Below are 13,262 nucleotides of genomic sequence, written 5' to 3'. Positions count from 1 at the left end.
ATAATGATGCAACGGCACCATCTGAAACAATGTCCAGTGTGCTATACCAAAGTGGATTGCAGATTAATGTATAAACAGCATTTGCCGGAGTTGTTATCCTTTTTGCATATACTGTTTTGCTGTAAAAACGTTCATTATAACAAATGTATTGTTGACTGGCAGGATTATTCAGCGATTGCGTTGAGCAGGGCAGTATTTACCACTATTTAACATGATGAGATTTTCCGGCCAGCGCAATGCGGCCAGATGCATCCGGCTGTCTGCCGGTAAGATGGCATTTTTGCGCTCACGCCAGCGGGCACCTATGGAAAAATCCACACAGAATACCTGTTGCTGCTTACCCAGCCAGTGAGTTGGCGGTTCGGGAAACAGATTTTTGCGATGTTCGGCTACTCCTGCTGTGCCATACCAGCTGCGCCAGTAATGCCCGATAATTACCGCCACCGGATCAGTATATTGCTGCCACCACGGCTTTCTTACCGTAAATCGCCAGCGGCCGTTTATATAAAATGGCTGCTGAGTTAAAGCCTGAATACCGCTGGTCAGTGCACGTATAGGATTATGGCAGCTACGTAATAAATCATAATGAGCAACACCGGGCTGAAATGGCATGGTGTAGTTTTCATCTTCCAGTTCTGTTTTTAGCTGCTGTGTTTCCTGTATATAAGATTCGTACCATTCAGTCTGACGAAAATCATCAAAAAAACGGTTCTCCCAGTAGTGATACTGTTTACTCAGAGATTTTTCGCCACAATGAATCAGTTTATCAATGCTGTCCGGCAGCCATGCGGCATGAACAATGCGTAAATCGTCGCGTTGCAGAATCAATGGCCATTGTGCCATGGTTTCCTGTAGTTGCCTGCGCTTGTCTTTCGGATAATGCTGCCATGGTGCAAAACGTGTTTCGTCCTGCGGACGGTTGTCAAAATACCAGCCCGAACCGTCTTTAGGATCATCAATCAATAAATTCAGTTCATGATTGCCAATAATGGTAAATGCATTTTCAGCTGCGACTGCTTGAATTACCCAGTCGAGTACAGCCGGGCTATCTGGTCCGCGATCACATAAATCGCCGACAAATACCAGCTTTCTGCCATGTTTATGCCGTCCGTTCTCATCATAACCGAGAAAGTGCAATAATTGCTGTAAAGCTTCCCACTCGCCATGTACATCACCAATAACATCCAGTGCAGTACTGGCAGGAAGAGGACGTATAAATGAACATGAATCAGAATACATATATGTGGCCTGTCAAACAGACCTTACAGCTGTCTGTAGGGATATTTCTTTGTTATAAAACAAAATTTAATGCACCAAAGTTATTAAACATAGCACAAAAATTTTACGTATGCCAAATTTACTGCAATTAATCTCTCATTTTGTGTGATTATTACCAGTATGAATAAAAATATGAATAAAATATTTAATTTCATATGGTTGCTTTTTAGAAACAGGCGGAGGATAATTTTTATGTTATATGGGTATAGATTGCTTTTGCCAAACTGTCTGATTTGGGCTAAAATCTGCCACTCTTAATATTTATCAGCATCCATAGCTCAGTTGGAAGAGTGTCGGTTTCCGAAGCCGGAGGTCACAGGTTCGATCCCTGTTGGGTGCACCAGAATTTTTTTAAGGGCTTTTAGTTTTACTAAAAGCCCTTAAATTTTATATGTATCAATTATTTTTGTTGATAAAGATATTTGATTTTAAATAACCTGTTACATTCTTTAATCATCAAATCATAATTGTTGCTATCATAATGTATTCATAATTATCTCTTATTTTGTTGCAAAGACTTTGAGTAATACATTCTGAACTATTTGCCTTGCCGAAAAAATTTATTAATTATTTAATTTAATATCAATAAAAGTTCAAACTGTTTTGGATAAAAAAATTCTGATGGCATTTGATTTATATAAATAGAGAGATTTTTCATGCTAGTGTCAAAAAAAGCCCAAGGGCATTTGATTGCGCTGTTTACGATATTTATCTGGGGAACAACCTATATTTCCACCAAGGTTTTACTGACAGAATTCAAACCTATAGAAATTCTATTTTTCCGATTTATGCTGGGTTACTTTACACTATGGGTTCTGGCTCCTCATTTTTTGAGCTGGCAGGGCATCAGGAAAGAGCTTTTGTTTATGGCTGCCGGTTTTTGTGGAGTCACCTGCTATTTTTTATGTGAGAATATTGCATTAACTTATACAACAGCTTCTAACGTGGGGGTAATCGCCAGTCTGGCTCCGGTATTTACCGCCATTTTAGCGATGTTCTTTTTAAAAGCAGAAACACCTTCTCTGCGTTTTTATATTGGCTGTCTGCTGGCAGTTTTTGGTGTGGTCTTAATTAGCTTTAATGGTAAGTTTGTTCTTTCTCTGAATCCGCTCGGTGATTTTCTGGCAGTTGTAGCCTGTCTGTTCTGGGCTGGCTATTCGATTTTAACCAAAAAAAGCAGCAGTTTTGATTGCAATATTATTTTACTTACCAGACGCTTCTTTTTTTATGGTTTGATTCTGATGTTGCCTGCATTGTATTTATTTAATTTTGAATGGGGACTAGTACGTTTTTACAAGCCGGTTAATATGCTTAATATCCTGTTTTTAGGAGTAGGTGCTTCTGCAATCTGCTTTGTTTCATGGAATTATGCAGTTAAGTTGGTCGGGGCTGTTAAAATCAGTATTTATATTTATTTAGTACCTGTTATTACAATAATCAGTGCGGTACTTATTTTGAAAGAATCATTTAACTTAATTGCTGCTGCAGGTACATTGCTGACACTAAGTGGTGTGGTATTGTCACAGGGTAAGAGGAGTAAAAAGCAGTAATTACTATGTATTCTGACAATAATTAGAATTTTACTGTGCCAAAAAAAGCTCCGTGAATTAAGGAGCTTTTCAATTTAAAATGTCAATGCTGATAATTAATAGGTTGGTACACTTGCATCTACTTCATGTGACCATGCATTGATACCGCCGTTGAGATTATAGAGATTTTCGAAGCCGGCTTCCTGCAGATATAAAGCTACCTGCATGCTGCGCATACCAAGGTGGCAATATAAGACGATGGGTTTATCATCCGGTAATTCATTCTGGCGTAACGGAATCATATTCATCGGAATGTGTATAGAGCCAGGTATGGCTGCATACTGAACTTCATTATCTTCCCGAACGTCGAGTAAGACAAAATCCTGATTTTGCTGTTGCCATTGCTGCAATTGGACAGCGTTCAATGTTTGGATACTCATATTATAAACTGATTTGTGAAATGTCATTTATGGTTTAAATTATAGAAACTGATTTATTCCTCAAATTCTACTCGTACGTATTCAACCATAAAATTGGATAAGTTATCTACCTCAATGTATTCTCTTACTATAGGAAGAGTAATTTAAGCGTTTAGATTGTTATAATTATATTGCTTAATCAAAAATCTTCCGTTTGTTTTTTGTCTTAAACTGAGTCAGCATTCATAATTTAAAGCTCTTGCTAAAATGGTGATAAAAATCTTCATTTGAAAGTTTCTGACAAACCATCTTGAAACTCCATCATAGTTTTATCTCTTTTCAGTTTATTCTGTCTGACTTTTTAATATGTCCTATTTCTAATAAGAAATTCACTGTTACAGTATGCGGTTTTAGAGGAAAGTAAGGTCTGTACCGCGCTAATTATGACAATGTTTTGTCAAATGGCATATATAATCACTATACTTTGTTCTAGTGATGGTTGGTAGTAATCAGACGATAACTGAAAGAGGATAAAACCAAAGCAGGTTTTGGTTTGATACATGAAATATACTATTGACTAGTGCTTTATCTAGCAGGAAAAAGTCTGACGGGCAGGGTGTTAAAAGAAATGTGTTCTCATAATTATCATTTGAGATACACACTATGCTTTGGAAAAGAGACTTACACCTGCATCCCCACAGTGTAATTAAAATAGAGTCAACAAATTGATTGCCTTAAATACAGGTTTGCGTTGCTTTTTTGTCGTTTACTCTTACAGATTATTGCTGGTGGTTGGTATTAAGGCAATCACAAAGATTATTTGGGCTGCCACTTGCCATCTTTACCTTTATGGTAAGTTTTTTCTACTGCCGCCCACGCAACTTTATATGCAATGGTTTCGGCATCGCTGTTATCACGGCGTTTTTTCGGATCCTGATATTCCTGAATTGCGTGATTAAAAGCTTCTTTGAAAATATCCTGTGCATGTTCAGGTAATGCCTGTTTTACTGCTGCCGGTAAGTCAGCTCGGGTTTGATAAGGCATGATTCTGCTCCTGAAGATAAAATTATTTTAAATATTACCAGAGCAATGAAATAAGTATTCGAAATTTCGGAATATCTTTTTTATTTTACAGTTTTTAAAACAATGTGTTGCTGTTTTTCAATAATATCGGCTTATGGTTGCCGGGATTGCTGTTCAAAGTAGTATCAGGCAAAAAGATAAAAAATAAATTTATCTGTTAAATACTGATATTAATTAAAGTTTGCGGATGATTATTGAAAACTTGTCAGGTGTATATTGTCTTAAAAAAAGAATTTTACTGATAGCAGCACAATTTTCAAAATGATAAATTGTGCTGCTTATTTTGAATTAAAGTTTGTTCAGAATTTAAACTGACTTGGTGCAGGTATTTCTAAGCTATGAAGAGCCGGTGCTACAGTTTCAAATAATACAGTTTCTCTAAGCTGATTATTCTGGCGTTCAAATAAAATAGCACGCATTACCGGTGCTTCACCGATAATAGCAACCATGCGCCCATCCTCTGCCAGCTGATCCAGTAATAAATCAGGTAGTTTGGGTAATGAACCGCCAACATAAATGGCACTGAACGGTGCGCCGGGGAGTTTATCCGCCAAGCCATCACAGGTTTTATAGCTGATATTGGTATAGTCCATATCGCTAAGTATTAACTGGGCACGCTGTTGTTGTTCAGCATCAATATCAACACTGATTACTTTACCGGCCATTTTTGCCAGTATGGCTGTAGCATAGCCGGAACCTGTGCCGATTTCTACTACGGTATCGGTCAGATTAAGTTTCAGTGCCTGAATCATTCTGGCTACGACTTTGGGTTCAAGCATTTTGCCACCGTTAGCCAGCCCGAGTGCCTGATCTGTGTAGGCTACTTCCTGCTGCTGAGGCAGGACAAAACGTTCACGCGGAATGTCGGACAGGACATCCAGTAAATCAAAATCTAATACGTCCCAAGGACGGATTTGCTGCTCAACCATGTTATAGCGGGCGGTATTGAAATCCATGTCTGCTCCGAAATGCTGATACCCGCCGGGCGGGTGGAATAGTAAGTGGTTTAGAAAGCAATATGCTCTGTTATTAGGCTATTGTATACGAATATAGTTTAAGTGAATTATAAAACTATTTACGGTGCGGCAGTAGGGTATTGGTTAATCAATTCTGCTGTTCAGATTACAGGTAGTCAGACAGAATCATATCTCATGCTTTTTATGGTATGGAAAAAATCATACGGCTATTTATTCAATACGATATAAGATGATTGTTTTTAATTTGTTTTTATCTGTTTTTTGGGGGCAGATAAGTAGATTTCCTTATGGCTGTTTTCTATTATTTTCTTTCTAATGGTCACAAAACTAATTAATAATTTTGATAAGGTTTTTCATAATATAAAATCAAAATTGCGCCGTTGAAACCCCACCCGCGCACTAAAAGTATAGGAATTTGTGCAAAATTGCAAATCCTATAAAACAAGCCATAGTAAAAGGGTTTGAGCTGTTTTTGATCTTGCGTTTTCGTGCAGTATAGCTGTGCATTAAAAAAAATTTGAAATTTACAAACTACAGCCATATATATATAAAGATGGTAAGCAATTTCGCTTATCATAAATACAGTGGAGATTTTTATGAAAAAAGATAAGCCTGTTCCGTATGGTAGTAATGTCGCTGCTGGTAGTTATATGTGTGCTGATTGTAATTACATTCTTTCGGCTCAAAGTATAGAATCATTACCGCCATGCCCACAAATTAATGCTAAAGATAATGAAATCATACATACTATAAAAGGATGGTATATTTTATCTGGACAAGGGGATGCAGAAAACCATCCTTATCCAAATAAAAAATAAGTTTTATTAATATTAGATTTAAAAGGTAAATCTTTGTTTTTGTTTACCTTTTTTGATTTATCAATAACATACTCTTTTATCGGCACCAATAAATCACGAATCCAAAATAGTGTTACATCCTTATCTCTTTCTGTTAGATGCTCTGATTCAGTTACAACTCGCACAAGTAACTTTGCTCGTTCAACTCTTTTTGCATTCTCTAATTCCTTCATAGATAAATCACCTCAAAATTAATATTTAGCTTAATTTATCAAAAATAATTAGAAGATATAAAGAATAAATCTGGTCAACAGTATTATTTTGATGAAGTTAAGACAATATTTACCTTGGGTTAAATGTGTATAGTTGCAGTTAAACATGTGCTTAATTCTGAGTAATGACAAGGCACAAATGGTAATTTTCCGTTACAATGCCGCCATTTTAAAGCTGAAGCTAATTTATGGCATGAATAATAGCTTTCTGTCATAGCCATACGCTCAGGTTTGGCATGTTATTTGTCTTAAGGGAAAATATATGTGGCAGCAAAAGTGGGTAATAGGCAATTGGAAAATGAACGGCAGTAATGCAGCTAACCGCACGCTGCTGCAAGGATTGTTTCAACCTGTAAACGCGGCTGCGGCACAGGTATATTGTGGTATCGCCGCCCCGAATGTTTATCTTGCCGGTATCAGAGAATTTGCTGCCAATACAGCACTGGCTGTAGGCGCGGAAGATGTCAGCAGGTTTGCTGTAAATGGAGCTTTTACCGGTGAAGTAAGTGCACAGATGCTGGCTGATGTCGGAGCACAGTTTGTGCTGGTCGGGCATTCGGAGCGCAGACAGTATTTTCAGGAAGATAATACTATTCTGCTGGAAAAGATGCAGAACAGTATTGCAGCAGGATTACTGCCTATTTTGTGTGTCGGCGAAACACTTGCCGAACGGGAAGCCGGACAGGAAGAGCAGGTAGTAGCTGCACAGTTGTCTTTGCTGGCAGAGGCAGATCTGAGTGAAGTAGCGGTGGCATATGAGCCGGTATGGGCTATAGGGACGGGGAAAGTTCCGGTTACAGAACAGATTGCCGCCATGCATGAGTTAATTTACCGGCAAATCTTGTCTTTATGTGGTAAAGATGTTAAAATCCGCGTCCTTTATGGCGGTAGTGTCAATGCGGGCAACGCGGCTGAAATTCTGGCTGTGTCACATGTTGACGGTGCTTTGGTTGGCGGTGCCTCATTGCAGGCTGACAGTTTTGCCGCTATTATTCAGGCTGCATATGCGCCTGCTTGATAAAAGTTGATATCATGGAAGCATTTAAAACCCTTATTTTAATCGTGAATATTTTCGCGGCGCTGAGTGTTATTGTGCTGGTGCTGATGCAGCAGGGCAAAGGTGCTGATGCGGGCGCGGCATTTGGTTCCGGTAGTGCTCAGGGTGTTTTTGGTGCAGCCGGCAATGCAAATTTCCTCAGTCGCAGCACAGCAATTGCTGCTACTGTATTCTTTGTTACCTGTTTAGCTTTAGGCTATATTTCCACACACCGGCACAGCGGGCTGGATTTTAGTAATGTGAAACCGAAGCAACAGGTAGTAGTACCGGCAGCCACACCTGCCAGTGCGCCAGCCGTACCGGCAAAACCGGCACAAAAACCGCTGATACCGGAATAAACAGTTTTTACAGTTAATTGCCGACATGGTGAAATTGGTAGACACGCCATCTTGAGGGGGTGGTGACCTCAGGTCGTACGAGTTCGAGTCTCGTTGTCGGCACCATATAAAAATTAACAATTTATATTTTGTACATCGTATATACGAATGTGTGTTGCTAGTAAAAAGCATAATGAAATTATATTGTTGATTTTATTTAAATAATAGGGCAGCCTGTCTGGGCTGCCCTATTTGTTTATATTTATATCTGTATACCGTCTGATTCGTCCGGCCAGATAAACAGTCTGCTATATCAGAAGTGTTATATGGATTAAAAGATATAAATGATTGGAAAAATGAAGATGACAGATGCTGATCCTTTTGTGCATTTTGAAGACCTGGATAGTGAACTGACTCAGACTTTTATTCAGCAGGCAGATGCAGCTGCTCAGGCTGAGTTTGCATCGAGTGATGAATATACAGCGGTGCGTGATGATATTGTGACAATGTTGCAGGATGAGCAGCAAATTCCTTTTTGTCAGGAACACCGTGCACGTATGTATCATTTTTATCAGTCAGCGGAATTTCCGAAGGGTGTGTACAGGGTATGTTCTGCGGCCAGTTATCGTGCAGGCTTGCCTGAATGGGAAATTTTGTTTTCTGTAGCTGATTTTGATTCTCTGCTTAATGATGATGTGTACTTACAGGGAGTGGCTCATTATGTGCAGGCACCGGAACATGTATTAATCAGTCTGAGTGCAGGCGGATCTGATGCTGCGTATACAATTGAATTTAATCTGGCTGAGCGTAAAGTTGTCGAAGACGGTTTTCATTTTCCGCTCAGTAAAAGCATTATTAGCTGGCGTGATACTGAAAGCGTATGGGTATGTCCGGCCTGGGATGAGCGGCAGTTAACGCAGGCGGGTTATCCCAGACAAGTGTGGCTGATGCGCCGCGGACAATCTTTTGCAGAAGCACTGCCGATACTGGAAATGGCCGCAGAAGGCATGATGGTTAATGCCTGGCGTTATCTGGATAGCCAGGGCGCACCGATTGATTTACTTGAAGCAGCAGAAGGGTTTTATCACAAACAGTATTATCAGGTGCTGGCTGATTTTAGTGTTAAGCCGCTGGGATTGCCGGATGATTGTGAATTGATGGGTTATCTGTACGGGCAATTGCTGGTGCAGTTACGCAGTGACTGGCAGCGGGCAAATAAATCCTATCCGGCAGGCAGTCTGGTGGCAGTGAAGTTGCACAAAGGTGAGCTTGGTGCGGCTGAGCTGATTTTTTTACCAACTGAAACTCAGGCTATTGAAAATATTGAAACTACACGACGGTTTGTGCTGGTGTCCATACTGGATAATGTGCATAGCCGTTTGCTGGCGTGGCATTTTGCAGATAGCCGCTGGCAGGAAATTACTTTGCCGAATTTGCCGGAAGGTGCACTGGAAATTACTGATCAGCCGTGGGGCGGTGATGTGGTGTATCTGGCTATCAGCAGTTTTCTTGAGCCTCTGACTTTATATACGCTGGATATACATCTGGGTGAGTTGTGTGTTATGCGCCGCCAGCCACGGCAATTTAATCCGCAAGGAATGCAGGTGCGGCAATTTAATGCAGTTGCAGCTGATGGCACATTTATTCCTTATTTTCATGTTGGTAAACAAATCGGTGAGGATACGCCAACGATTGTTTATGTGTATGGTGGTTTCGCTATGCCGCAACTGCCGTATTATCTGGGCAGTATTGGCAGGCACTGGCTGGCCAGAGGCTATGCTTTTGTGCTGGCAAATGTCCGTGGCGGAGGTGAATTCGGACCATTATGGCATCAGGCTGCTCAAGGGATTAATAAACATATCAGTGTTGGTGATTTGCTGGCTGTGCTGCATGATTTATATAAACATCATCGAGCTGTGGCAGCACATACAGCGATACAGGGCGGCAGTAATGGTGGTCTGGTAGTGGCATCTGCTTTCTGCCGTGAGCCGCAGAGTATGGGGGCAATGGTGTGCGAAGTGCCACTGACAGATATGTTGCGTTACCCTTATCTTTCAGCAGGTTCTTCGTGGATTGATGAATACGGAAATCCTGAGAATTCTCTGGAAAGACCAGCATTAAAGCTGCTTTCTCCTTATTATAATTTGGGTGATTTGCAACACTATCCGCCGGCATTGATTACTACTAACCGGCACGATGATCGTGTGCATCCGGCACATGCACTGAAATTCTATGCACGTCTGCGGCAGCTGAAGCAGCGGGTATGGCTGGCAGCACCTGATACTGGCGGGCATGCCGGTGGCGGAACACAGGAAAATACAGCAGCGGAGCTGGCTCTGATTATGAATTTTTTATATAAAACTATTGTTAATAATGATTCAATATAAATCATATTGCTTGTCGCAAAAAATCAGGCTGTGCTAATATGGCTGCCGCTTGCTGTTAAATTTGCACTTGGGTGATAAGTAAAAGTGCGGTGAAAATCACTGAAAACCACGGAAAAGACGGCAAAAAACAATTTAAATGGAAAACTCTATTTTTATTAGGTACAATAATATCAACAACTAAAAAAGTTGATTTATTCAATTAACCCTGTCCGCACTTACTGCCGGGCAAAGAAAAGAAAGATCAGTCAATGGATAATAATATCGAACAACGTGTGAAAAAGATTGTTGCAGAACAATTAGGCGTGAGTGAAGCTGAAGTAAAAAATGAATCTTCTTTCCAGGAAGATCTGGGTGCTGACTCACTGGACACCGTTGAATTGGTAATGGCTCTGGAAGAAGCTTTTGGTTGCGAAATTCCGGACGAAGAAGCTGAAAAAATTACTACCGTACAACAAGCTATCGACTTTGTTGGCGCTCACTTGAATTAATTCCGTGTAGTGTTGGTCAAATTCAAATTCCTCTGTCGAAATAAGGCGCACTTTTCGTCTGATTCGGTAGAGGTTTTTTTCTTACGAGCAAAATTATGAGTAAAAAAAGAGTAGTCATTACCGGCCTGGGTCAGGTATCTCCTGTGGGTAATGATGTAACCACAGCATGGCAAAATCTACTTGCAGGTAAAAGCGGCATTGGCACTATTACCCATTTTGATGCTTCGTCTTTAGTTTGCCAGATTGCCGGTGAAGTTAAGAATTTTGATGTAACTCAGTACATCAGCGCAAAAGAAGCACGCAGAATGGATTCGTTTATTCATTTTGGTGTAGCTGCTGCGATGCAGGCAATTGCAGATGCCGGACTGGATGACATACCGGGGCTGGATAAAACCCGGGTAGGGGTGAATATCGGTGCCGGTATCGGTGGATTACCTGCGATTGAAGCAACGGCACGGACTGTTGTGGAACACGGGGCACGTAAAATTAATCCGTTTTTCATTCCCAGTTCTCTGATTAATTTGATTTCCGGCCATGTTACTATTCTTAAAGGCTATCAGGGACCGAGCTATGGCATGGTTTCAGCCTGTACCACCGGTGCGCACAGTATTGGTGATTCTGCCCGTCTGATTAAGTATGGTGATGCGGACATTATGATAGCCGGCGGGGCAGAGGCGGCCATTTGTGAGCTGGGTGTAGGTGGTTTTGCTGCGATGAAAGCGTTATCAACCCGCAATGATGATCCGGCTACGGCATCCAGACCATGGGACAAACAGCGTGATGGTTTTGTGATGGGTGAAGGTGCCGGGGTAATGGTGCTGGAGGAATATGAGCATGCACGTAAACGCGGTGCCAGAATCTATGCTGAACTGGTAGGTTTTGGTATGAGTTCAGATGCATATCATATTACTGCGCCCAATACTGAAGGGCCGGCACTGGGTGTGACCCGTGCTCTGAAAGACGGTGGTTTAAACCCTGAAGATATTGATTATGTAAATGCTCATGGTACATCGACCCCGCTGGGTGATGTAAATGAAACCAATGCATTAAAACTGGCTTTGGGTGAGCATGCTAAAAAACTGGTTGTGAATTCAACTAAATCCATGACCGGCCATCTGCTGGGCGGTGCTGGTGGTGTGGAAGCGGTATATACAGTAATGGCTATTCATACCCAAAAATCTCCGCCAACAATCAATATCTTTGAACAGGATACTGAAGCGGGATGTGATCTGGATTATTGCGCCAATGAGGCGCGTGATTTGCCGATTCGTGCAGCTATTTCCAATTCGTTTGGTTTTGGTGGTACGAATGGTTCACTGGCGTTTAAACGCTTTGAGGATTAATCATTTTTAAATGTATTTTATGAGCACAGGTTGTCTGACAACAGGCAGCCTGTGTTTTTCTATTCATGCAGCTATGATTGAATTGAGCGGATTAATGCCCGAAGCGCTCTTTGCAGACTGGTGCATGATGTGAATCAGTTGTATTCTGCTAATTTGGTACGGTATTTCAGGCAGCCTGAGTCTGAGTTTTTGGATACAATATGTTTCGTTAAAGCTGTTTGTGCCGGTAATGAATGAAATGCTGTATTTGTAAGTTGCCTGGCTTCTGAAAGTATTGAGAAACAGGGTAGTTATCTGCTGATAGTTTGTTAAAGGGAATATTTGACATGAATATTGGTGTGCTGGGTGCCGGAGCGTGGGGAACGGCTCTTGCCATTCACTTTTCTCTGCATGCACACAAGGTCTGGTTATGGACACACAATATCCGGCATGTGCAGCAATTACAGCAGGAGCGGGTAAACAAACGGTATCTGCCTGATTTTGTTCTGCCGGAAAATCTTTCTGCTGTTGATGCGTTTGCGCCGGCAGATTTAATTATTATTGCCACACCGGTATCTGCTTTGCGGGAAAGTGCCCGGAAGCTGGTTGAGGCCGGTATGGGTAAAGTACCTGTTATTGCAGCCTGTAAAGGATTTGAGCAGCAAACCGGCTTGTTACCGCAGCAGGTACTGGCAGAGGTTATGCCCGGGAATAACTGCATCGGTGTGCTGTCCGGACCAAGTTTTGCACAGGAACTGGCTCAGCAGTTACCTTGTGCTGTTACGCTGGCATCGGAAAATTTTGCCTGGATTCAGTCTCTGGCGGCTACGCTGAATAATACTGTTCTGCGCTTATATGCGAATGCTGATGTGATCGGGGCGGCAGTAGGCGGGGCAGTAAAGAATGTCATGGCTATTGCAACGGGGATTGCTGACGGTCTGCACTACGGGATTAATGCCAGAGTGGCATTAATGACACGGGGTATGGCAGAAATATCGCGCCTGAATCATGCTCTGGGTGGTCAGGCTACAACGTTAATGGGTTTGTCCGGTATGGGGGATTTGATTCTTACCTGTACGGGATCACTGTCGCGTAATCGCCGGGTAGGTTTATTGCTGGCAGAGGGTAAATCACTGCCTGAAGCATTAACTGAACTTGGACATGTCGCCGAAGGTGTATATACTGTAGAAGAGGTTTGCAGGCAGGCGGATTCACTGGGGGTTGATATGCCGATTGCCAATATCCTGAAACAGCTGTTTCATGGTCGTACTGAGGTACAGGCAATGGCAGAAATTCTGATGGAAAGAGCGCCTAAAGCGGAATAATAATTATTTGT

Annotated in this window: 13 protein-coding genes and 2 tRNA genes; 10 read left to right on the top strand and 5 right to left on the bottom strand. The window is 41.6% G+C overall.

Translation table 11 applies throughout. The features are described 5' to 3' along the window. Positions 1–168 precede the first annotated feature (168 nt). Entirely contained in the window at positions 169–1,239 is a 1,071-nt protein-coding gene (locus tag H3V11_RS02490) for a metallophosphoesterase (protein WP_198223530.1), read from the bottom strand. Positions 1,240–1,545: 306 nt separating this feature from the next. Here H3V11_RS02490 and H3V11_RS02485 point away from each other — a divergent pair. Continuing rightward, positions 1,546–1,621 (top strand) — tRNA-Arg (locus H3V11_RS02485). A 313-nt stretch (positions 1,622–1,934) separates the two neighbouring features. Continuing rightward, positions 1,935–2,828, top strand: a complete 894-nt coding sequence (locus H3V11_RS02480; protein WP_198223529.1) for a DMT family transporter — start codon at positions 1,935–1,937, stop codon at positions 2,826–2,828. Positions 2,829–2,923: 95 nt separating this feature from the next. Here the strand turns inward: H3V11_RS02480 and H3V11_RS02475 are convergent, their stop codons facing one another. From H3V11_RS02475 to H3V11_RS02465, 3 genes are all read right to left on the bottom strand, one after another. Beyond that, positions 2,924–3,247 (bottom strand): rhodanese-like domain-containing protein, encoded by a 324-nt coding sequence (locus tag H3V11_RS02475; protein WP_025331462.1) that lies wholly within the window; start codon positions 3,245–3,247, stop codon positions 2,924–2,926. 795 nt (positions 3,248–4,042) lie between these two features. After that, the gene (locus tag H3V11_RS02470; protein WP_025331461.1) at positions 4,043–4,270 is read right to left on the bottom strand and encodes a ChaB family protein; all 228 of its coding nucleotides are present in this window, start codon (positions 4,268–4,270) and stop codon (positions 4,043–4,045) included. A 338-nt stretch (positions 4,271–4,608) separates the two neighbouring features. Beyond that, complete coding sequence (locus tag H3V11_RS02465) at positions 4,609–5,265, bottom strand: protein-L-isoaspartate O-methyltransferase (RefSeq protein ID WP_037393349.1); 657 nt, start codon at positions 5,263–5,265, stop codon at positions 4,609–4,611. 617 nt (positions 5,266–5,882) lie between these two features. Here H3V11_RS02465 and H3V11_RS02460 point away from each other — a divergent pair. Next, positions 5,883–6,104 (top strand): hypothetical protein, encoded by a 222-nt coding sequence (locus tag H3V11_RS02460; protein WP_084585618.1) that lies wholly within the window; start codon positions 5,883–5,885, stop codon positions 6,102–6,104. Here the strand turns inward: H3V11_RS02460 and H3V11_RS02455 are convergent. Then, on the bottom strand, positions 6,086–6,316 hold the full coding sequence (locus tag H3V11_RS02455) for a hypothetical protein (protein ID WP_084585619.1): 231 nt from the start codon (positions 6,314–6,316) through the stop codon (positions 6,086–6,088). The genes H3V11_RS02460 and H3V11_RS02455 overlap by 19 nt on opposite strands. Positions 6,317–6,617: 301 nt before the next feature. Between H3V11_RS02455 and tpiA the strand changes: the two genes are divergently transcribed. The 7 genes from tpiA (at position 6,618) to H3V11_RS02420 (ending at position 13,251) form a co-directional block, all read left to right on the top strand. Next, entirely contained in the window at positions 6,618–7,373 is a 756-nt protein-coding gene (gene tpiA / locus H3V11_RS02450) for a triose-phosphate isomerase (RefSeq protein ID WP_084585620.1), read from the top strand. A 14-nt stretch (positions 7,374–7,387) separates the two neighbouring features. Beyond that, positions 7,388–7,750: a preprotein translocase subunit SecG gene (gene secG, locus H3V11_RS02445; protein WP_025331458.1), complete on the top strand. Its 363-nt coding sequence runs from the start codon at positions 7,388–7,390 to the stop codon at positions 7,748–7,750. A gap of 19 nt (positions 7,751–7,769) precedes the next feature. Then, positions 7,770–7,855 (top strand) — tRNA-Leu (locus H3V11_RS02440). Positions 7,856–8,091: 236 nt separating this feature from the next. Next, positions 8,092–10,116: a prolyl oligopeptidase family serine peptidase gene (locus H3V11_RS02435; protein WP_370570170.1), complete on the top strand. Its 2,025-nt coding sequence runs from the start codon at positions 8,092–8,094 to the stop codon at positions 10,114–10,116. Between the two features lie 248 nt (positions 10,117–10,364). After that, a complete protein-coding gene (acpP, locus tag H3V11_RS02430; RefSeq protein WP_025331393.1) occupies positions 10,365–10,604 on the top strand; it encodes an acyl carrier protein in 240 nt (79 codons plus the stop codon). 95 nt (positions 10,605–10,699) lie between these two features. After that, positions 10,700–11,947 (top strand): beta-ketoacyl-ACP synthase II, encoded by a 1,248-nt coding sequence (fabF, locus tag H3V11_RS02425; protein WP_037393358.1) that lies wholly within the window; start codon positions 10,700–10,702, stop codon positions 11,945–11,947. Between the two features lie 326 nt (positions 11,948–12,273). Continuing rightward, the gene (locus tag H3V11_RS02420) at positions 12,274–13,251 is read left to right on the top strand and encodes an NAD(P)H-dependent glycerol-3-phosphate dehydrogenase (RefSeq protein ID WP_198223527.1); all 978 of its coding nucleotides are present in this window, start codon (positions 12,274–12,276) and stop codon (positions 13,249–13,251) included. Positions 13,252–13,262 lie beyond the last annotated feature (11 nt).

Origin of the sequence: Snodgrassella sp. W8158, assembly GCF_016100435.1 — a bacterium.
Taxonomy (GTDB): Bacteria; Pseudomonadota; Gammaproteobacteria; order Burkholderiales; family Neisseriaceae; genus Snodgrassella; species Snodgrassella alvi.
Note: the sequence above shows the minus strand (reverse complement) of the source record. Positions and strands in the feature narration are given on the sequence as shown.